The sequence below is a fragment of the Streptomyces sp. NPDC059853 genome (assembly GCF_042731495.1).
Classification (GTDB): domain Bacteria; phylum Actinomycetota; class Actinomycetes; order Streptomycetales; family Streptomycetaceae; genus Streptomyces.
Window position 1 is genome coordinate 1 of record NZ_JBHWJL010000029.1, and the last position, 19,073, is coordinate 19,073.

The following is a 19,073-nucleotide window of genomic DNA, read 5'->3' on the forward strand; positions in this document are numbered from 1 at the left end:
GCACGACCCGAAGCTGGTGTTCCTGGACGAGCCGACCAACGGCCTCGACCCGGTCGGCCGGGACGAGATGCTCGGCCTGATCCGGCGCGTGCACACCGACTTCGGGATATCCGTCCTGGTGACCTCCCACCTGCTCGGCGAACTGGAGCGCACCAGCGACCACATCGTCGTCATCGACGGCGGCAAACTGCTGAAGTCGCAGTCCACCCAGAGCTTCACCCAGACCACCACCACCCTGCTGATCGAGGTCACCGACTCCGACACCCACCCGGACGGCGCCGCCGCGCTGCGCACCGCGCTGTCCGCCGCCGGCGTACCGCCGGTGGCCGCGCCGGACAGCACGCCCGGCGCCGCACGGCTGGTCCTGGTCGAGGCGGACGAGGACCGGGTGTACGACACGGTGCGCGACACCATCGCCGACCTCGGTCTGGGGATGGTGCGCATGGAGCAGCGCCGGCACCGCATCGCCGAGGTCTTCCAGGAGAACCGGACGGAGGCGGCCTCATGAGCACCCCCACGCCCACCCCCACCCCGCAGACCGGCACCGCGCGCATCCACAACATCGGCTACCGGCACTACGACGGGCCCCGGCTCGGGGTCCCGTACGCCCGGCTGTCGCTGTTCACGCACTCACTGCGCGGGGCGTACGGCCTGGGGCGCTCGGGCCGCTCCAAGATCCTGCCGTTCGCGCTGGCCGCCATCATGGCCGTGCCCGCGCTGGTGATGGTGGCGGTCGCGGTCACCGTCGGCATGAACAGCCTGCCGATCGGCTACACCGAGTACGCGCTGTTCATGCAGCCGATCATCGGGCTCTACCTGGCGCTGGCCGGCCCCCAGCTGGTCTCGCTCGACCAGCGCTACCACACCCTGCCGCTGTACTTCTCCCGGCCGCTCGAACACGCCGACTACGTCCGGGCCAAGGCCGCCGCGCTGGCCGCCGCGCTGTTCGTGTTCACCGCCGTGCCGGTGGTCCTGCTGTACATCGGGGCGCTGCTCGCCGAGCTGAGCCTGGCCGACCAGACCCTCGGCTTCGCCAAGGGCCTGCTCTTCTCGGCCGTCTTCTCCGTCCTGCACGCCGCCATCGCGCTGCTGATCGCCTCGCTCACCCCGCGCCGCGGCTTCGGCGTCGCGGCCATCATCGGCGCGCTCACCGTGCCGTACTTCGCGGTCACCTCCGTGCAGTTCGTCGTCGCCGAGCAGGGCAGCGGCAGCCTGGACACCATCGGCTGGCTGGCGATGCTCTCGCCCGGCTCGCTCCTGGACGGCTTCCAGGGCGCGCTGCTCGGCGGCAAGACCGAGTTCCCGCACCAGTACGCACCCTCCGGCGCGCACGGCGCCGGCTACCTCGTGGTGATCGCCGCCGTGACCGCCGTCTGCTATGTGCTGCTGCTGCGCCGCTACCGGAAGGCGGGACTGTGACCACCATCCGCATCGAGAACGCCTCCCGCTGGTTCGGCAACGTCGTCGCCATCAACGATGTGAGCGTCGCCATCGGACCGGGCATCACCGGGCTGCTGGGCCCCAACGGGGCGGGCAAGTCCACGCTCATCCACATGATGGGCGGCTTCCTGCCGCCGTCCGCCGGTGCCGTCACCCTCGACGGGGAGCCGATCTGGCGCAACGAGGCGGTCTACCGGCACATCGGGCTCGTCCCCGAACGCGAAGGCATGTACGACTATCTGACGGGCGCCGAGTTCGTCCGGGCCAACGCCGAACTCCACGGCCTGCCCGACCCGGACACCGCCGCACGGGCCGCCCTGGCCACCGTCGAGATGGAGCACGCCGCCGACCGCAACATCGTCACCTACAGCAAGGGCATGCGGCAGCGCGTCAAGATGGCCTCCGCGCTCGTCCACGAACCGTCGGTGCTGCTGCTGGACGAGCCGTTCAACGGCATGGACCCGCGCCAGCGCATGCAGCTGATGGAGCTGCTGCGCCGGATGGGCGAGCAGGGCAGGACCGTGCTGTTCTCCTCGCACATCCTGGAGGAGGTCGAGCAACTGGCCTCGCACATCGAGGTCATCGTGGCCGGACGGCACGCCGCGTCGGGCGACTTCCGCACCATCCGGCGGCTGATGACGGACCGGCCGCACCGCTACCTGGTGCGCTCCAGCGACGACCGCCTGCTGGCCGCCGCGCTGATCGCCGACCCGTCCACCACCGGCATCAGCGTCGACACCGAGGAGGACGGCCTGCGCATCGAGGCGGCCGACTTCCCGCGCTTCACCACGCAACTCCCCCGGCTGGCCCGGGAACACGGCATCCGGCTGCTGTCGGTCTCGCCGTCCGACGAATCCCTGGAGAGCGTCTTCTCCTATCTGGTGAGCGCGTAAAGGAGCCCTCGCGATGTACCACCACACCGTCGCCCGGCTCACCCTCCGGGCCCTGCTCGGCCGGCGCCGCGCCCTCTTCCTGCTCGTCCTGCCCGCGCTGCTGATCGCCATCGCCCTCGCCATCCGCCTGGTGACCGGCGCGGACGACCGGGCCGCCGGCGAGATCCTCGGCGGCTTCGCCCTCGCCGTGATGGTGCCGCTGATCGGCGTGATCGCCGGCACCGGGGCGATCGCGCCCGAGATCGACGACGGCTCGATCGTCTATCTGCTGGCCAAGCCGCTCAAGCGGCACACCATCATCCTGACCAAACTGTGGGTGGCCATCGGCGTCACCCTGTCCTTCACCGTCGTGCCGACGCTGCTGGCCGGGTTCATCCTCAACGGCAACAGCCAGCAGATCGCGAGCGCGTACGCCCTGGCCGCCGCCGTCGCCTCGGTCGCGTACAGCGCGGTGTTCCTGCTGCTCGGCACCGTCTCGCGGAACGCCGTGGTGCACGGGCTGATCTACGCGCTGGTGTGGGAGTCGCTGTTCGGCAGCCTGGTGCCGGGCGCGCGGGCGCTCAGCATCCAGCAGTGGGCGCTGGCCCTGGCCGAGCGGGTGGCCGCCCCCGGCGCGAACATCACCTCGGAGGTCGGCCTGCCCGCCGCCCTGATCCTGCTGACCGCCGCCACGGCGGCCGGCACCTGGTACGCGGCGCGCCGGCTGCGGGCGCTGACCCTGGCGAGCGAGGGCTGAGCACGGCGCCGCGTGCAGCGCGGCAGACGGGGCGGCCCGGCGGTTGTACCGCCGGGCCGCCCTTCGCCGTCCGGGGCCGGGCCCGGGGGCGGGCGTTCCGGCGCGGTGGACGGCTACGGCCGCCCGTGCCGGTAGCGGTGGCAGAGCCGGTGGGAGAAGGCCGGATCCCCGGCCAGATCGGCGAGCCGGACACTCATCCCGGCGACGATGTGCTCGGTGTTCTCCAGCCGGGTCCCCATGGCCTCCAGCCGGGTCTCGACCTCTGCGAGCTGGGTCCCGACATGGTCGAGGCGCGCCCCGACATCCACCAGTCGGGACCCCACGTCCACCAGCCCGTCTCGACCCGGCGCAGCCGGTCGTCCATCCGGTGGACCACCAGTGCGACATCCCGCAGCGCCGGGCCGATACCGGCCAGCACTCCCTCGATGGCGGTGACCCGCTGCTCCAGATCGGCACCGGCGGCGGTGTTCCCCTCCACGGCATCCAGCAGATAGGCCCGGACCTCACGCGCCACGGCGCTGTCCCGCAGCAGCATCGCGATGGTGAGAACGGTGCGGCGGGTGTAGAGGGTGAGGTTCCGCCGCATGGCCTGTGGATAACTCGAATTTGAGGGGGTCATCTTGACCCCCTCAAATTCCTGCAGGTCAGAGCCCCTGAGCACCGTCAGGCCACTCTCCGCCCGCTCGTCCCGGTGCCGCCGCACGAGGGTCTTGATGGCGTCCCTGTGGACAACGAAATACTCCGCGACGATCTCCGTCGTCACATGCAGCCCATCGGGCAGCAGCGCCAGCGCCTTCACCTTGTCGAGGACTTCGGTGCGCCCCCGGGTGTTCTCGCGCAAGGTGCGCGACTCCAGCAAAGCTTGTTCCTTGATCATGACGAGACAGCCCTCCCAGGGCATCCGTGAACGGACTGGCGGGCCCCGTCGCATCAGGGACCCGGATGCGCCCGTATCCAGGGCTCAGGAGGGAGATCCGCTCTCTCGTCACCACACCGCGCACACGGTGGACACTTCGCTCTCCGGCCGCCACCGCGTCGCTCTCTCGACGCCTCGTACTCCGTCGCCCCCGCGCGACATGTCCAACGAACAGATCGTCGGACGGTCACGCGTTCGGAAGAGACGGAAGCAGCTGCGGACAACGCTCATTTGAGAGTTGCATCATGTAGCTCTCAAATCCGCAGGCCGACGCCCGCCCGCCTCAGCCCAGCAGCAGGCGCTCCAGCACCTTGGCGATGCCCTCCGCCTCGTGCCCCGCCGTGACCTCGTCGGCCACCGCCAGCAGCGCGGGGTGGGCGTCGGCCATGGCCACGCCGTGGCCCGCCCACGACAGCATCGGGATGTCGTTGGGCATGTCGCCGAACGCGATGGTGTCCGCCGCCGTGACCCCCAGCCGGCGCGCCGCCAGGGAGAGGCCGGTGGCCTTGGTCAGGCCCAGCGGCAGCATCTCCACCAGGTCCTCGCCGGAGACGACGAACGCCGCGTAGGCACCCGCCACCTCCGTGCAGGCCGCCGCCAGCCGGTCGTCGGACAGGTCCGGGTGGCGCAGGTACAGCTTGCTGATCGGCGCGTCCCACAGCCCGTCCCGGTCGGTCAGCGGCCGGGCGAGATCGGGTGCGTTGGGGTGGGGCACCGCCTCCGGGTCGCGGCGCCAGGCGAAGCCGGGGCCCATGGCGATGCCGCCGTCGATGCCGTCGAGCGAGGCGGCCACCGCGACCGGGCCGATGCGTTCCTCCAGCGCCTCCAGCGCGCGCCGGGCCACGGTCCGGTCCAGGGTGACGGAGGTCAGCAGCCGGTGCTCGCCGGCGTGGTAGAGCTGGCCGCCCTGGCCGCAGACCGCGAGGCCGGTGTAGCCGAGGTCGTCCAGGATGTGCCGGGTCCAGGCAACGGTGCGCCCGGTGGCCACGATGTGCGCGGCCCCGGCGGCGCCGGCCGCGGCCAGCGCCGCCCGGGTGCGCGCCGATATCGTCTGGTCGCGGCGCAGCAGCGTGCCGTCGAGATCGGTGGCGATCAGCCGGTAGGGGAAGCGGTGGTCACTCACGCGGCGGCCGGTTCCAGCACCTCGCGCCCGCCCAGGTAGGGCCGCAGGACCTCGGGGACCCGCACCGAGCCGTCGGCCTGCTGGTGGTTCTCCAGCAGCGCGACGATGGTGCGCGGTACGGCGCACAGCGTGCCGTTGAGGGTGGCCACCGGACGGACGGCGCCGCCCTTCTCGCGCAGCCTGACCTGGAGCCGGCGGGCCTGGAACTCGGTGCAGTTGGACGCGGAGGTCAGCTCGCGGTACTTGCCCTGGGTGGGGATCCACGCCTCGCAGTCGAACTTGCGGGAGGCCGAAGCCCCCAGGTCGCCGGAGGCCACGTCGATGACGCGGAAGGGCAGTCCGAGGGAGGTGAGCCACTGCTTCTCCCAGCTCAGCAGCCGCTCCAGCTCCGCCTCGGCCTCCTCGGGGGCGACGAAGCAGAACATCTCCACCTTGTCGAACTGGTGGACCCGGAAGATGCCCCGGGTGTCCTTGCCGTAACTGCCGGCCTCGCGGCGGAAGCACGGCGAGAACCCGGCGTAGCGGCGCGGGAGGGTGTCCGCGTCCAGGATCTCCTCCATGTGGTACGCGGCGAGCGGTACCTCGGAGGTGCCGACCAGGTAGGCGTCGTCCTTCTCCAGGTGGTAGACGTCGGCGGCGGCCTGGCCGAGGAAGCCGGTGCCCTCCATGGCGCGCGGCTTGACCAGCGCGGGGGTGATCATCGGGACCAGTCCCGCGGCGGTGGCCTGGGCGATCGCCGCGTTGACGAGGGCGAGTTCCAGCAGGGCGCCGACGCCGGTGAGGTAGTAGAAGCGGGAGCCGGAGACCTTGGCGCCGCGCTCGGTGTCGATGGCGTTCAGGCCCTGGCCCAGCTCCAGGTGGTCCTTGGGCTCGAAGCCCTCGGCGGCGAAGTCGCGGTGGGCCCCGATGGTCTCGCGGACGGTGAAGTCGTCCTCGCCGCCGACGGGCACATCGGGGTGGACGAGGTTGCCGACGGCCAGGAGGAGTTCCTGGGTGCGCGCGGCGGCCGCGTCGCGTTCGGCGTCGGCGGCCTTGACGGCGGCGGACAGTTCGCCGGCCCGGCGGAGCAGCTCGGCCTTCTCCTCGCCGGTGGCCTTCGGGATGCGCTTGCCGAGCTGCTTCTGCTCGGCGCGCAGCTCGTCGAAGCGCACACTGGAGGACCGGCGCAGTTCGTCGGCGGCCAGGAGGGAGTCGACGATGCCGACGTCCTCGCCACGGGCGCGCTGGGAGGCGCGCACTCGGTCAGGGTCCTCACGAAGCAGGCGAAGGTCAATCACCCCACCAGGCTACCGGTGATTCCGGGCGGAATCCCTGGCAATTGATTAGTGGCCTTTGTCCGCTTTGCCGGAGTGGCTGCCTTCGTCGAATCCACAGGTCAGGGCGGGGTTTCCCACATGTTTTCCACAGGGTCCCGGCTGCCCTGTGGATGAAAGGAGGGCCGGGTGGGGGCGCTAGGATGTGACGGCTCAGAATTCCCCGGCCAAACATCATCCACTCGCTCTTTCGAGGGAATCCCGGTGAATCAAGTGGTGATTTCCCTCACTCCAAAGAGTCGCCTGCCGGGAATGGGGTGACGAATAGTGATCCCTCCCCTGTGGATGAGGTGTGGACAAGGGGTGCGGTCATCAAGCCGTTATGTCGACAATGACCGATTGTGACCTGCCGAGTTATCCACAGCTGACCGGGTGACCCTGTGGATAACGCCGCCGCCCCGCCCCCCGCGTCCACAGCCGTCACGCACCGCGCCCGTCCAGGCACCGCGTGAGCCAGTCCGCCGCCCGCAGGAAATCCGGATCGGTGGTCCCCTCGCGGACCGTGGCCGCCACCCGGTCGGCGCGCGGGTACGAGCCGAGGAACCGGATGTCGCGGCACAGCCGCCGCAGCCCCATCAGCGCCTCGCCCACCCGGCGTTCGGAGATGTGCCCCTCGCAGTCCAGCGAGAAGCTGTACTGCCCGATGCCCGCGCCCGTCGGCCGCGACTCGATCCGCATCAGGTTCACCCCGCAGGTCGCGAACTCCTGCAACACCTCCAGCAGCGCGCCCGGATGGTCGCCGCGCAGCCACAGCACCACCGACGTCTTGTCCGCACCGGTCGGCGCCGCCGGCCGGGCCGGCCGCCCGGTCAGCACGAACCGCGTGGTGGCGTTGTCCGCGTCGTGGATCTCGGTGACCAGCGGATCGAGCCCGTACGTGGCCGCCGCGAACTCCCCCGCGAACGCCGCGTCGAAGCGGCCCTCCTGCACCAGCCGCGCACCGTCCGCGTTCGAGGCCGCCGACTCCCACTGCGCCTGCGGCAGATGCTGTCCCAGCCAGCCCCGCACCTGCGGCTGCGCCACCGGGTGCCCGGTCACCGTCTTGATGTCGGCGAGCGTCGTGCCGGGCCGTACCAGCAGCGCGAACGCGATCGGCAGCAGCACCTCGCGGTAGATCATCAGGGGCTCGCCGGAGGCCAGTTCGTCCACCGTGGCGGAGACGCCGCCCTCCACCGAGTTCTCGATCGGCACCAGCGCGCCCGCCGCGTCCCCGCCCCGTACCGCGTCCAGCGCGGCCGGCACCGAGATCATCGGGACCAGCTCCCGGGTGGCGGCCTCCGGCAGGCTGCGGAGCGCGGCCTCGGTGAAGGTGCCCTCGGGACCGAGATAGGTGTAGCGGCTGGCTGCTGTCATGCCGCCACCGTATCCCCTTCCCGGACCCCGCCCGTCAGCCCTCGAACAGCGCCTGCCCGACGTACTCCCCCTCCGCCGCGCCGCCCGGCACGGCGAACAGCGCGCTCGCCTCGTGCCGCAGGAACGGCGAGAGCGCGTCGCCCCGGTCGAGCTTGCGCTGCACGGGCACGAAGCCGCGCAGCGGATCGGCCTGCCAGCAGATGAACAGCAGTCCGGCGTCCGGCGCCCCGTCCGGCAGCAGCCCGTCTTGGTACGAGAAGGGCCGGCGCAGCATGGCGGCGCCGTCGTTGGTCTCGGGGGAGGAGACACGGACGTGCGCGTTGACGGGGATCACCGGCTTGCCCGCGTCGTCCAGCGCCGCGAGGTCGACGGGGGTGGTCTCCGTGCCGCCGCCGAGCGGGGCGCCGTCCGCCTTGCGGCGGCCGATGATCCGCTCCTGGTCGGCCACCGCCAGGTCCTCCCAGGGGTCGAGCAGCATGCGGATCCGGCGGACCACGGCGTACGAGCCGCCCGCCATCCACGGCGGGTCGCCGTCGGCGGGAACGAAGATCCGCCGGTCGAAGTCGTCGTCGGTGGGCCGGGGGTTGTTGGTGCCGTCGATCTGGCCCATGAGGTTGCGCTGGCTCATCGGGTGGGCGGTGGCGCCCGGGGTGCGGTTGAAGCCGGTCATCTGCCAGCGCGGGGTGGCCGTGCCGAGCGCCGCGCGGCGCACGGCGCGCAGCGCGGCCAGCGCCACCAGGGCGTCGTCCGCGCCGATCTGGACCCACAGCTCGCCGCCGGAGCGGTCCCGGTCGAGGGCGTCGTTGCTGAACTCGGGCAGCGGGGCCAGCGCGGTGGGCCGCCGGTCCGTCATCCCGAGGGTGTCGAAGAGCGCGGCGCCGAAGCCGAAGGTGAGGGTGAGGGCGCAGGGCCCGGCGTCCAGCGCCATGTGGGTGCCGTCCGCCTCCTCGCCCCGCCCGGCCATCAGCGCCGCGGCGGTGTCCGACCAGCGGCGCAGCAGCGCGGCGGCGGACCGCCGGTCGGCGCCGGGGTCGAGGTCGTAGGCGATCAGGTGGCCGTGGGCCTGCAAGGGGCTGGTGATGCCGGCCTGGTGGGGGCCGTGGAAGGGGTGGGCCGTGCTGCCGACACTGGCGAGCGGGGTGGTGCCGGTGCCGGCCTGGGCGGTGCCGAACAGGGTGCCGCCGGTGGCTCCGGCGGCCAGCCCGGCGGCGCCGGTGGCACCGGCGGTGCCCAGCAGGCGGCGGCGGCTGATCGGCCCGGGCGTGGTGGCGGGTTCTGGGGTGTCTGGCATGGCGGTTCGCTATCCGACCGTGAGGGTGGTGGTTTCGGTGGTCTGGTCGATCTCGGAGGTGCGCAGGGTGAGGGAGAGTTCCCAGTCGCCGGGGCGGGGCAGCCGGAGGTCGTCGGCGACCCAGTGGCCGACGTCGACGTGGGCGGGTTCGTAGCGCAGCGGGCCGAGGTCCTCGGCGGGGAGGGTGAGGGCGATGCGGACCTCCTCGGCGCCGTTGGGCAGTCCGGCCGGGTCCTCCAGGCGCAGGTGGAGCACGTTGTCGCCGGTGCCGCCGGGGGTGATGTCGATGAGGGCGGTGCCCCGGCCGTGCGGGCCGCCGGTGTCGTAGGGCAGCTGGACGGAGAGCGGCCGCGGTGCGGCGGCCGCGGCGTCGGTGGCGGCTTGGGTACGGGCCGGGGTGGTGCCGGTGAGGGCGGTGGTGACGGCGAGGACGGCGGCGGCGACGGCGGCTTCGGCGAGGACGCTGCGGCGCAGTCCGCTGCGTTCGGTGTCGCGGTCCCGGTCGCGCCGGCGCCGGGTGCGCTGGACGGCGGCGCGCTGGCGGGCGAGCTGGGCCCGGCGGGCCGGGTCGTCGGTGGCGGCCGGGGGCAGGGGCGGGGCCTGCCGGGTGTCCGGTGCGTCCGGCGCGGAGACGGGCACGGGCTCGGGCACGGCCCCGGCCGGAGGGTCGGCGAGCCGTGCCGTCCAGCGGCGGGAGATCCAGGCGGTGCCGACGACCAGCGCCACCAGCGCCGTCTTGACCACGAGCAGCTGACCGTACCGGGTGCCCAGCAGCGGGTCCCAGCCGCCGACCTGCCGCCACGCCTGGAAGAGGCCGGTGGCGGCCAGCGCCACCACCGACCAGAACGCCAGCCGGGAGAAGCGCCGTACCGCCGCGCGCGGCACCGGTTCCGGTGACCGGTACAGCAGCGCCAGCAGGGCGGCGAGCCCGCCGAGCCAGGCGCCGGCCGCCAGCAGATGGACGAGGTCGGCGGGGACGGCCAGCCACGGCCAGGGGCCGGTGGAGGCGTGTTCGGCCAGGGCCCAGGTCGCGGCGGTGGCCGGCGCCAGCAGCACCCCGGCCGCCGCGAGCGCGCCGTGCGCCCGGCGTCCGCGGGCCCGGTCCCCGAACAGCACCGCCACGTAGAGGGCGGCGGCGCCGAGGAGCAGCAGCCGGCACAGCAGCGCCGTACCGGTCTTGGTGTCGATGACGTCCCGCAGTCCGGTCCCGGTGTACGGGCCGCGCAGGAGCAGCAGCGCGAGTGTGGCGGCGGTCGCCGTCGTCCAGCCGGCCAGCACCAGCCGCTGGAGGACGGGGCGGGCGGCCGGGCCCGGCCGGCACACCAGCAGGAAGGCGGCGCCGCCGGCCAGCAGCAGGAACCCGGCGTACGCGGGGAAGCGGGCCAGGTCGTACAGCAGCCCGGCCGTGCCGTCGCCCGGTCCCTGGGCGGGCAGCCGCACCGAGGTCTCGGAGGGGGCGCCGACCGAGAAGGTGAAGGCCCCGGCGATGGGGTGGCTGTCGGCCGAGACGGCCTGCCAGGCGACGGTGTAGGTGCCGTCCGGGAGGTCGTCGGCGAGCGCCACCCCGTGCCGTACCTCCCCGTTCGCGCTCAGGTCGGTGATCTCGCCGGTGTCGACCCGTTCCCCGGCGGGGTCGAGGACGCGCAGGGCCTGGTCGCCGGTGAGGGAGACCCGTTCGGAGAAGGTGAGTTCGACGCGTTCGGGGGAGGTGACCACCACCTCCCCGTCCGCCGGGCTGCTGCCCGTGAGGGCGGCGTGCGCGAGCGCGGGCGGTGCGGCCGCGACGAGCACGGCGCCCAGGGCCGTCAGCAGCACGAGCAGCCGGGAGAGGGTGGTGGTCATGGCGCGGTCACTCCCCGGTGTAGGTGGTGGCCCTGACCGGTACGTCGACGGTGATCGGCGCCGACTTCTCGAACCGCAGCTCCAGTTCCACCTGCTCGCCCTCGACGGGCTTGTGGGTCAGGCCGAGCAGCATCAGATGGCTGCCGCCCCGGGACAGGCTCAGGGTGCCGCCGGCCGGGACGGTGAAGGAGTCGACCGGGCGCATGGCGTTGTCGACGGTCTCGTGCATCTCGACGGTCTCGGCGAGGTCGCTGCGCACCGAGGTGAGGGTGTCGTCGGCGTCGCCGGTGTTCCGGATGACGAGGAAGCCCCCGGCCATGTCGCCGGTGATGGGTTCGGGGATGTAGGCGTTCTCCGCGGTCAGCCGGGGTTCGCCGCCGCCGTCGCCGGCCGAGCAGCCGGCGAGGGCGAGCAGCGCGGCGGTGATCGCGAGCGCCGTGCGACGCCTCACGGGGTGCGCCCCTCGATCAGTCCGGGCAGGTCGGCGGCGAAGGTGTCCTGGGTGACGCCCTCCATGTAGATGACGTGTGCCTTGTCGTCGGTGGGGAGGAAGGCGAGGACCTGGGAGCCGTGGGTGGAGATCCAGGTGCCGTCCTCGTCCTGGGTGGGTGCGTCGATGTGGATGCCGAGCGAGCGGGCGGCTTCCTGGATGGTGTCGAAGTCGCCGGTGAGCCCGATGAAGTCCTCGCCCTGGGCGCGCAGCCAGGGGCCGAGGGATTCGGGGGTGTCGCGCTCGGGGTCGGAGGTGATGAAGACGACGCGGAGGTCGTCGCGCTGTTCCTGGGTGAGTCCCGCGGTGGCGTTGCCGATGTTGCTCATGGTGAGCGGGCAGACGTCGGGGCAGTTGGTGTAGCCGAAGTAGAGGAGGGTGGCGTGCCCGGCGGTCTCGGCGACGAGGTCGTACGGTTCGCCCTCGGTGTCGGTGAGGGTGATGGCCGGCTTGGCGAAGGGGGTGTCGAGGACGGTGCCCCGGGTGGGGTCCTGCTCGCCGGAGACGTCGGCGAGGGAGTCGCCGCCGTCGGCGGAGGTGTCGCCGCCGCAGGCGGTGAGGGCGAGGGCCGCCGCGAGGGCGACGGCGGTGGTGCGGGCGTAGGTGCGCAGGCGCATGTGTGTTCCTGGGGTGCGGTACGGGTACGGGGCGGGCGGTGGGGCCGCCCGCCCCGCAGCGGTCAGTCCTGGGTCCGGTCGCCGGTGGCGGGGCCGGTGGGGCGGCGTCCGGCGAGGACGCCGAAGGTGATGCCGGCCAGTCCGGCGAGGATGCCGCCGGCGCCGAGGATGCGGGCGGTGGTGTCGGTGGCGTCCGCGGCGCCGGCGACGACCGACTCCGTTCCGTGGTCCTCGTCCCCGTCCGTGCCGTCCCCGGCGGCGGGGGCGCCGTGGCCGTGGCCGTCGCCGCTGCCGGGGGTGAGGGCGAGGACGGCGGCGGGGTGCTCGGGTTCGCTGCCGTCGGCGGTGGGCTCCTCGATCCAGCGGACGACCTCGTCGCTGTCGTAGGTCTGGAGGGCTTTGAACACCAGTTGGTCGGTGTCCTCGGGGAGCGGCCCGAGGGAGACGGGGAACTGCTGGAAGGTGCCGGGGGCGATCTCGCCGCCGCTCCAGGTGATGACGCTGGCGGCTTCGGTGATCAGGTTGCCGTGGGATTCGAGGGGTTCGTCGAGGGTGACGGTCCGCACCTCGACGTCCCAGCCGGGGACCGGCTGCGGCATGACGGAGGCCAGCGGGTGGTCGGGGTCGAGATGCACTTCGAGCCGGACGGTGGAGGCGTCGGCACGCTCGTTGGGGACCTTGAAGTTGATGACGCCGTAGCTGCCCTGGGTGGCTTCGCCGGGGTCGACGGAGACATGGGCCCGGGCGGTGCCGGCGAGCGCGAGGGCGCAGCCGAGTGCGAGGGTGAGCGTGGCCGCGCGTGCGGCGACACGGGTGCGGTTCATGGGAAGACTCCACGGACGCTGGGTTGCGGATGGTCGGGTGGGTGCGCGCGGCAGGGCGACGCGCTCCCCTTCCGCTGTCCGTCCGGGGAGGCGATCAGGCCGCGAGGATGAGCGGCGCGGCCGGTGGCCCGCGCCGGTGCATGCTGTGCGCCAGGAGCAGGGCGGGCGGCTTGGTGCCGGCGGGGAGCCGGTCGGCGCGGGCGGCGCCGGGGAGGTACGGGGTGGGGCGGAGGGCGCCGTGCAGCAGCCGGGCGAGGTGGACGGCGAGCGGCCACGGCAGGCGGGCGGCGGCGACCCGGGCGGCCAGCCGTACCAGCTGCCACAGCGCGGCGTCGCCGCGGCGCAGCAGGGCGCCGGCGGCGAGGGCGGCCAGCAGGTGGCCGGCGAGCATGAGGGGGCCGCTGGGCGCGGCCTGGGCGGCCTGGGCCGCGGCGTCGGCGGCGGGCGCGGCGGGGGCGAGCCCGGCGTTGTGGGCGATCGCGGCGGCCTCGGCCTCGGTGAGGGTGAGGGCGTAGTCGTTGCACAGCAGCCGGGCGGCGAGGGCGAGCGCGCCGCCGCTGCCGTCGCCGCCGTGGGCCGGGAGGCCGAACTGGCCGAGGGAGAAGAGGTGGTGCAGGGCGAGCTGTCCGGCGGCCAGGGCGGCGGTCAGCGCGGGCAGGGAGGGGCGCTCGCGGCCGGCGAGCGGGAGGCACACGGCGCAGACGGCGGCCCAGGCGGCGAGCAGGGTCCAGGCGGGGAGCGGGGGGCCGCCGGCGCCGAGGTGCCCGGCGGCGGCCAGGGCGGTGCAGGCCGCGGCGAAGACAGCGGCCCGCAGCAGACGCAGATCGGCTCCCGCACACATGGCGGGCCCATCCTCTCACCGGGTGTCCGCGCGGAGACGGGCGGGATCGGGGATCGTACGCATGTGCCTGCATTCACCCTCGTCGGGGTGTCGTTATATCGACGTAAGCGTCCGGGTACATCCGCTGAATGGGGGTTGTTGGTTCCTTCGCACGCTTATGGGTGGCGCTGACCGGCAATGCCTAGGGTGTCCACGGCGTACCGCGGCCAGGAGGCTGGAGCATGAGCATCTGGTGGTCACTCCAACTGCGGCGGGAGGCGTCCAGCGTCCCGCTCGCCCGCCGGCTGCTGCTGGGAGCCATGGAGACGGCGGGGGTGGACGCCGACGTCACCCATGAACTGTGCGTGGCGCTCACCGAGGCGTGCGCCAACGCCGTCCAGCACGGGGGCGGGGAGGCGGCGGTGTACCGGGTGACGGCGTCGATCGACGGGGACGTGTGCCGGATCGAGGTCGTCGACTCCGGGCCGGGCTTCCCGGCCGATCCCCCGGGGCCGCGCCGGGAGAGCCAGGCGCTGGAGCCGGGCGGGCGGGGGCTGCAGCTGATCGAGGCGCTGTCGGACGCGGCCAGGTTCGGCAACCACCCGGGTGGCGGTGGCGCCGTGGTCAGCTTCGACAAGATCCTGAAGTGGCGGGAGGACGCGGCGCTGCTGCAGGCGTCGTGAGGCGGGGGCCGTTGCGGCGACCGGGCCGCGGAGATTCCCCCCGGCGGGGGTGCAACATCCGGGCCGGCCCACCGCATCGATAGGAGTGAAGGGCGAGACGGCGGGGACACCGCGGCTCGCCGAGTCACTCGCACCGGCCCGGGGGGCCGGTTCTGATGGGGGTTGAGGGTTATGAGCACGACGGTGAAGCGCGGCTGGCGTCGCCGGGCGGCCCTGACGGCGGCGATCGCCACCGTCGCCGCGGCGACGACCATGGGGGCGGCATCCGCGAGCGCGGCGTCCGGCCAGGACCGCGCCCCGGGGACCGAGCAGGAGATCGTGGCGGCCCTGACGGGCCTGCTGCCGGAGGGCACCGAGATCGCCGAGGCGTACGGCCAGGGGTACCTCGACAGCGAGTACCCGTTCGCCTCGGTGGAGGCCGGTGACAGCACCGGTGGCACCACCACCGTCGACGTGAGCGTCGGCCGCTCTGTCGGCGACTGGACGGAGTGGGCCGGCTGCCCCGACGACGGTGGCGAGGACGGCGCGGGCGAGGACGGGTACGTCTCGGACTGCACCGAGACCGAGCTGTCGGACGGCCGGCTGCTGTCGGTCAGCACCTGGGAGTACGAGACCGACGGCTCGGGTGAGGACGAGGACGGAGAGCCGTTCCACGCCATCGGCTGGGATGTGTGGCTGGAGGGTCCGGGCAGCGCCGAGTTCGACGCCGAGACCGGCCGCAGCGTGTACATGTCGCAGTTCAAGGAGCTGACCGGGAGCGCCGACGCGGACGCTTATGTGCCGGTGCTCGACGAGCAGCAGCTGACCGAGGCCGTGCAGGCGCCGGTGTGGCAGGAGCTGCTGGCCGCGCTGGACGCCGAGTACGGCGAGCCCGTCGAGGAGGAGTGGGAGGACTCCGCGCAGATCCCCGCCGCCGAACTGCGCGCGGCGTTCCGCTCGCTGGCGCCGGAGGGCATCGAGGTCACCGATGCCGGGAACGACGCCGACGACATCAACTACGCCGAGCTGCTCACCGATGACGGTGACGGCGCGGCGCTGCTCTCCATCTCGGCCTGGGGCCCGTGGGACACGTCCGGCGAGGACGGCTTCGAGGACGGCGTCGGCTTCGAGGATGTCGCCGGTTCCGAGGACATCGAGAGCTTCGACGGCTCCGTGGGCTTCGACGGCGAGGAGGGCGGCGTCGAGTGCGTCGACTCCGTCCTGGAGGGCGGCGCGGAGCTGAGCGTGTGCTCCGCCGCGCCGACCGACGAGGACCCGGTCGGCCTGTGGTGGGCCGCCGTGTACTACCCCGACGGTTCGGGTGTCGACATCACCCAGACCAACCTCGCCGACTGGGAGGACGCGCCGGTGCGGGCCGATGCCCCGCTGACCGCCGACCAGCTGGCCGAGATCGCCGCCGACGGCGTCTGGGCCGACCTGATCGCCCAGTACACCGTCTGACCCGTCCATCACCTGCGGGGGCGGTGACGGCGATCACCGCCCCCCACGGAAAAAGGCTGTAACGTCCGGTGGCTGCTCGCGCGTCGACCTAGTGAGCGCGGGGAGCAGCCCCCGGAGACCGAGGGGGACAGATGAAGCAGCGCGATCTGGACGCGTACCGGGACTTCGCCATGCGGCGCAGCGGTGCGTTGTACCGGTCCGCGTGTCTGCTGACGAGCGGCGACACCCATCTCGCCGAGGACCTCGTCCAGGAGACGCTCGGGCGGATGTACACCGCCTGGAAACGCAAGCGCTGCATCGACAACCCCGCTGCCTACGCGCAGACGGTGCTGGTGCGCTGCTTCCTCACCTACAAGCGCCGCCGCAGCAGCGGGGAGAGCCCGGCGGTCAGCATTCCCGACCAGGCGGCTCCCTCGGCGGACTCCACGCTCCGGATCACGCTTCTCCAGGCCCTCGCCCAGCTGCCGCCCCTGGACCGCACGGTGCTGGTGCTCCGGTTCTGGGAGGACCTGAGCGTGGAGCAGACCGCCGCCATGATGCGCACCAGTTCCAGCGCGGTGCGCACCCGATCGAGCAGGGCCCTGACCAAGCTCCGCGGCGTGCTCGGCACGTCCGGTCTCGCTGAACTGACCGCTCGGTAAGACCGAAGGAGACCAGAGCATGAGAAACGACGACCACACCACCCCCTTCGAGCAGGAACTCGGCGCCATGCTGCGGCAGACCGGCGGTGGCTTCGAGCCCGATCCGGCGCGGCTGACCGAGGCCGGGCTGCGCCGCGGCCGGGCCCGGGTCTTCCGGCAGCGGGCCGGCGTCGTGGGGGGCGCCGCCGCGGTGGCGCTGCTCTCGGTGGGCGCGGTGCAGCTCACGGGCGGTGACTCCGGCACGCCGGTGGCCGATGGCGTCCCGCAGAGCCGCGAGGGCATGGTGGAGACGCTGTCCGGGATGCTCCCGGCCGGGATCGAGGTCCTGGCGAGCGAGGCCGACAGCCCGCTCGGCGCGGAGGAGCCGGGGATCTTCCTCCAGCTCGCGGACACCATCCCCGGCGAAGCCTCCCTCGGCGTGACGATCCACCGCTGGGCGGTGGAGGGGTGGGAGGAGAGCCTGGGCTGTGTGGTGCCCGACAGCGCCGGCTACCGCTGCACGCAGGAGGAGCTGGCGGACGGCGCGGTGCTCAGCCGGACCCAGGAGGACTGGCTGAACGAGGACGACGAGTTGGGGAGCCGTCAGTGGGTGGCCCTGCTGGAGGTGCCCGACGGGAGTGCCGACGCGTCGTGGGCCCGTGCGGTCAGCGTGAGTTTCGAGAAGGAGATGACGAGCCTCGACGATCCGGACGGCTACCAGCCGCTGATCGGCGAGGAGAAGCTGGCCGAGATCGCCAGGGCGCCGGTCTGGCAGGAGGTCTTCGACCTGCTGGACGAGACCTACGGCGCGCCCGACACCGACACCGGCCCCGAACTGGTCGACGCGGCACCGGAGGTGCTGCGGGACCTGTTCCGTTCGCTGGCGCCCGAGCGGCTGGACATCACCGAGGACGTGCAGCAGGCCAGTGGGCCGGGCGAGATCTATCTGGTGGCCGACGACGGCCGGGGCCCCGGCTATGTCTCGGTCATGCTGTGGGAGCCCTACGACGTCTACGAGCCGAACGAGCCGGACTGGGAGGAAGGCTTCGACGGCTGGGGCGAGGACGAGTACTGCGGCTCCGAGCCGCTGGGGGACGGTGTGCGGCTTGACCACTGCGACCTCGGCCCGACGGCGGACGATCCGGTCGGGGTGTGGACCGTGTCCCTCAACCTGCCCGACGGGTCCTCGATGGACATCACCGTGGCCAACTCCGCGGGGATCGACGACCTGGAGGCGCCGACCCGGGAGGACAGCCCGCTGACCATGGACGAGTTGAGGGAGCTGGCCTCCGCTCCGGAATGGCGTGACCTTTTCCGGTGAGACGGGGCGGGTGTGGTGCATGATGTTGAGGCTGAAATGACCACGGACGGAAGGCATCGCACGTGAACCGCACATCCCGGCGACTGGCCGCCGCGCTGCTGTGCCTGGGCCTGATCACGGCCTGTGGCTCCGATTCCGGGGACGAGGAACCGGCCGGTTCCCAGGACCAGGAGCAGACCAGCGGCCAGGCACAGCAGGAGGAGCAGGAGGAGACCGACCCGGGCCAGGACATCCCCTCGGGCCTGGCCGGTCCGGCCGGGGCGGAGGCCTCGGACGCCACCAGCGCCGTGCTGCACACCAGCGAGGGCGACATCGCGCTCACCCTGTTCCCGGAGGAGGCACCGCTGACGGTGACCAACTTCGTGGGGCTGGCGGACGGTTCGCTGCCCTGGGAGGGGCAGCAGGACGGTGAGCCGCTCTACCGGGACGTCATCTTCCACCGGGTGATCGACGGCTTCATGATCCAGGGCGGCGACCCGATGGGCACCGGCATGGGCGGCCCCGGCTACCAGTTCGAGGACGAGGTCGACTCCGGCCGCACCTTCGACCAGCCGTATCTGCTCGCGATGGCCAACCCAGGCGTCGCAGATACGAATGGGTCGCAGTTCTTCATCACGGTGGCCCCGACCGAGCACCTGAACCAGAAGCACACCATCTTCGGCGAGGTCGCGGACGAGGAGTCCAAGGCTGTGGTGGACGCCATCGCGGCCACCGAGACCGACCCGATGAACGACCGGCCGGTCGAGGACATCGTCATCGAGTCGGTCACCATCGGCGACTGACCGGCCCGCGCCGCGCACTTTCCCCGGCCGGGGCCACCGGCGGCACGCTCAGCGTGTGCCGCCGGTGACCCCGGCCGTTTTCCTGCCGTCCTTCTCCGCGCACAACTCGCTGCGGATGGCCGCGATGTGCTCCATGTTGTCCCGGCCCCACTGCCCGAGCGGCTCCAGCGCCCGGTTGAGCGAGGCACCCAGCGGGGTCAGCGAGTACTCCACCTTGGGCGGCACCTGCCGGTAGACCTCGCGGTGCACGATCTCGTCGGCCTCCAGTTCGCGCAGCTGCTGGATCAGCACCTTCTCGCTCACTCCGGGAATCAGCCGCTTCAGTTCCCCGAAACGGCGTTCACCGCCCTCCAGTGCCCACAGGATCAGCACTTTCCACTTTCCGCCGATGACATCGACCGCCGCGTCGATTCCGCACGCGTAAGGCTGTTCCCGCATCGCGATGCCCCGCCCTTTACTGACCTGGAGGTAGGTACCTGACTTTATTGTCGGTACTTGCCGATCGTACCGGCGTGGCAGACGCTTTCCGTTGGCGCCAGTTCTTGTTCGGAAACAGCATGAAGCGGAGC

General features: G+C 72.7%; 19 protein-coding genes and 1 pseudogene. 9 read left to right on the forward strand and 11 right to left on the reverse strand.

Features of this window, described 5'->3' with window-relative positions:
- From ACFV5N_RS05485 to ACFV5N_RS05500, 4 genes and pseudogenes are all read left to right on the forward strand, one after another.
- A pseudogene (locus ACFV5N_RS05485) lies at nt 1-508 on the forward strand (ABC transporter ATP-binding protein); the annotation flags it as partial.
- A complete protein-coding gene (locus tag ACFV5N_RS05490) occupies nt 505-1,419 on the forward strand; it encodes an ABC transporter permease (protein WP_385594402.1) in 915 nt (304 codons plus the stop codon). The pseudogene ACFV5N_RS05485 and the gene ACFV5N_RS05490, both read left to right, overlap by 4 nt.
- Nucleotides 1,416-2,333, forward strand: a complete 918-nt coding sequence (locus ACFV5N_RS05495) for an ABC transporter ATP-binding protein (protein ID WP_385594405.1) — start codon at nt 1,416-1,418, stop codon at nt 2,331-2,333. The genes ACFV5N_RS05490 and ACFV5N_RS05495 overlap by 4 nt, the downstream gene beginning before the upstream one ends.
- Before the next feature lie 13 nt (nt 2,334-2,346).
- Complete coding sequence (locus tag ACFV5N_RS05500) at nt 2,347-3,069, forward strand: ABC transporter permease subunit (protein ID WP_385594408.1); 723 nt, start codon at nt 2,347-2,349, stop codon at nt 3,067-3,069.
- 193 nt (nt 3,070-3,262) lie between these two features.
- Here the strand turns inward: ACFV5N_RS05500 and ACFV5N_RS05505 are convergent, their stop codons facing one another.
- The 10 genes from ACFV5N_RS05505 to ACFV5N_RS05550 form a co-directional block, all read right to left on the reverse strand.
- Nucleotides 3,263-3,946, reverse strand: a complete 684-nt coding sequence (locus tag ACFV5N_RS05505; RefSeq protein WP_385594410.1) for a hypothetical protein — start codon at nt 3,944-3,946, stop codon at nt 3,263-3,265.
- 322 nt (nt 3,947-4,268) lie between these two features.
- Nucleotides 4,269-5,108 (reverse strand): HAD family hydrolase, encoded by an 840-nt coding sequence (locus ACFV5N_RS05510; RefSeq protein ID WP_385594413.1) that lies wholly within the window; start codon nt 5,106-5,108, stop codon nt 4,269-4,271.
- Nucleotides 5,105-6,385, reverse strand: a complete 1,281-nt coding sequence (serS, locus tag ACFV5N_RS05515) for a serine--tRNA ligase (RefSeq protein WP_385594416.1) — start codon at nt 6,383-6,385, stop codon at nt 5,105-5,107. Before serS ends, ACFV5N_RS05510 begins: the two co-directional genes overlap by 4 nt.
- Nucleotides 6,386-6,841: 456 nt before the next feature.
- On the reverse strand, nt 6,842-7,774 hold the full coding sequence (gene pheA, locus ACFV5N_RS05520; RefSeq protein ID WP_385594419.1) for a prephenate dehydratase: 933 nt from the start codon (nt 7,772-7,774) through the stop codon (nt 6,842-6,844).
- A 34-nt stretch (nt 7,775-7,808) separates the two neighbouring features.
- Entirely contained in the window at nt 7,809-9,065 is a 1,257-nt protein-coding gene (efeB, locus tag ACFV5N_RS05525) for an iron uptake transporter deferrochelatase/peroxidase subunit (RefSeq protein WP_385594421.1), read from the reverse strand.
- Nucleotides 9,066-9,074: 9 nt separating this feature from the next.
- Nucleotides 9,075-10,907, reverse strand: coding sequence for a copper resistance CopC/CopD family protein (locus ACFV5N_RS05530; RefSeq protein ID WP_385594424.1), 1,833 nt, complete (start codon nt 10,905-10,907; stop codon nt 9,075-9,077).
- A 7-nt stretch (nt 10,908-10,914) separates the two neighbouring features.
- The gene (locus ACFV5N_RS05535; RefSeq protein WP_385594426.1) at nt 10,915-11,358 is read right to left on the reverse strand and encodes a copper chaperone PCu(A)C; all 444 of its coding nucleotides are present in this window, start codon (nt 11,356-11,358) and stop codon (nt 10,915-10,917) included.
- Nucleotides 11,355-12,014 carry an SCO family protein gene (locus tag ACFV5N_RS05540; protein WP_385594429.1) on the reverse strand — a complete coding sequence of 220 codons (660 nt, stop codon included), beginning with the start codon at nt 12,012-12,014 and terminating at the stop codon, nt 11,355-11,357. The genes ACFV5N_RS05535 and ACFV5N_RS05540 overlap by 4 nt, the downstream gene beginning before the upstream one ends.
- A gap of 62 nt (nt 12,015-12,076) precedes the next feature.
- Nucleotides 12,077-12,838 carry a YcnI family protein gene (locus ACFV5N_RS05545; RefSeq protein WP_385594432.1) on the reverse strand — a complete coding sequence of 254 codons (762 nt, stop codon included), beginning with the start codon at nt 12,836-12,838 and terminating at the stop codon, nt 12,077-12,079.
- Nucleotides 12,839-12,932: 94 nt separating this feature from the next.
- Nucleotides 12,933-13,679 (reverse strand): hypothetical protein, encoded by a 747-nt coding sequence (locus ACFV5N_RS05550; protein WP_385594435.1) that lies wholly within the window; start codon nt 13,677-13,679, stop codon nt 12,933-12,935.
- Nucleotides 13,680-13,900: 221 nt separating this feature from the next.
- On the opposite strand from ACFV5N_RS05550, the gene ACFV5N_RS05555 reads away from it, so the two are divergent.
- The 5 genes from ACFV5N_RS05555 (at nt 13,901) to ACFV5N_RS05575 (ending at nt 18,504) form a co-directional block, all read left to right on the forward strand.
- Nucleotides 13,901-14,341: an ATP-binding protein gene (locus ACFV5N_RS05555; protein WP_385594436.1), complete on the forward strand. Its 441-nt coding sequence runs from the start codon at nt 13,901-13,903 to the stop codon at nt 14,339-14,341.
- 171 nt (nt 14,342-14,512) lie between these two features.
- Entirely contained in the window at nt 14,513-15,781 is a 1,269-nt protein-coding gene (locus ACFV5N_RS05560) for a hypothetical protein (protein WP_385594439.1), read from the forward strand.
- Nucleotides 15,782-15,912: 131 nt separating this feature from the next.
- Nucleotides 15,913-16,422, forward strand: coding sequence for a SigE family RNA polymerase sigma factor (locus tag ACFV5N_RS05565; protein WP_385594442.1), 510 nt, complete (start codon nt 15,913-15,915; stop codon nt 16,420-16,422).
- 19 nt (nt 16,423-16,441) lie between these two features.
- Nucleotides 16,442-17,722 (forward strand): hypothetical protein, encoded by a 1,281-nt coding sequence (locus ACFV5N_RS05570; RefSeq protein WP_385594445.1) that lies wholly within the window; start codon nt 16,442-16,444, stop codon nt 17,720-17,722.
- Between the two features lie 242 nt (nt 17,723-17,964).
- Nucleotides 17,965-18,504, forward strand: coding sequence for a peptidylprolyl isomerase (locus ACFV5N_RS05575; RefSeq protein WP_385594478.1), 540 nt, complete (start codon nt 17,965-17,967; stop codon nt 18,502-18,504).
- 48 nt (nt 18,505-18,552) lie between these two features.
- On the opposite strand, the gene ACFV5N_RS05580 is transcribed toward ACFV5N_RS05575, so the two are convergent.
- Nucleotides 18,553-18,942, reverse strand: coding sequence for a winged helix-turn-helix transcriptional regulator (locus ACFV5N_RS05580; RefSeq protein ID WP_385594448.1), 390 nt, complete (start codon nt 18,940-18,942; stop codon nt 18,553-18,555).
- Nucleotides 18,943-19,073 lie beyond the last annotated feature (131 nt).

What these genes read in the sequence shown, in the direction of transcription:
- ACFV5N_RS05490 (WP_385594402.1), top strand. Translation starts at nt 505, where the DNA reads ATGAGCACCCCCACGCCCACCCCCACCCCGCAGACCGGCACCGCGCGC.
- ACFV5N_RS05500 (WP_385594408.1), top strand. Translation starts at nt 2,347, where the DNA reads ATGTACCACCACACCGTCGCCCGGCTCACCCTCCGGGCCCTGCTCGGC.
- ACFV5N_RS05505 (WP_385594410.1), bottom strand. Translation starts at nt 3,946, where the DNA reads ATGATCAAGGAACAAGCTTTGCTGGAGTCGCGCACCTTGCGCGAGAAC.
- pheA (WP_385594419.1), bottom strand. Translation starts at nt 7,774, where the DNA reads ATGACAGCAGCCAGCCGCTACACCTATCTCGGTCCCGAGGGCACCTTC.
- efeB (WP_385594421.1), bottom strand. Translation starts at nt 9,065, where the DNA reads ATGCCAGACACCCCAGAACCCGCCACCACGCCCGGGCCGATCAGCCGC.
- ACFV5N_RS05530 (WP_385594424.1), bottom strand. Translation starts at nt 10,907, where the DNA reads ATGACCACCACCCTCTCCCGGCTGCTCGTGCTGCTGACGGCCCTGGGC.
- ACFV5N_RS05540 (WP_385594429.1), bottom strand. Translation starts at nt 12,014, where the DNA reads ATGCGCCTGCGCACCTACGCCCGCACCACCGCCGTCGCCCTCGCGGCG.
- ACFV5N_RS05545 (WP_385594432.1), bottom strand. Translation starts at nt 12,838, where the DNA reads ATGAACCGCACCCGTGTCGCCGCACGCGCGGCCACGCTCACCCTCGCA.
- ACFV5N_RS05550 (WP_385594435.1), bottom strand. Translation starts at nt 13,679, where the DNA reads ATGTGTGCGGGAGCCGATCTGCGTCTGCTGCGGGCCGCTGTCTTCGCC.
- ACFV5N_RS05555 (WP_385594436.1), top strand. Translation starts at nt 13,901, where the DNA reads ATGAGCATCTGGTGGTCACTCCAACTGCGGCGGGAGGCGTCCAGCGTC.
- ACFV5N_RS05560 (WP_385594439.1), top strand. Translation starts at nt 14,513, where the DNA reads ATGAGCACGACGGTGAAGCGCGGCTGGCGTCGCCGGGCGGCCCTGACG.
- ACFV5N_RS05565 (WP_385594442.1), top strand. Translation starts at nt 15,913, where the DNA reads ATGAAGCAGCGCGATCTGGACGCGTACCGGGACTTCGCCATGCGGCGC.
- ACFV5N_RS05570 (WP_385594445.1), top strand. Translation starts at nt 16,442, where the DNA reads ATGAGAAACGACGACCACACCACCCCCTTCGAGCAGGAACTCGGCGCC.
- ACFV5N_RS05580 (WP_385594448.1), bottom strand. Translation starts at nt 18,942, where the DNA reads ATGCGGGAACAGCCTTACGCGTGCGGAATCGACGCGGCGGTCGATGTC.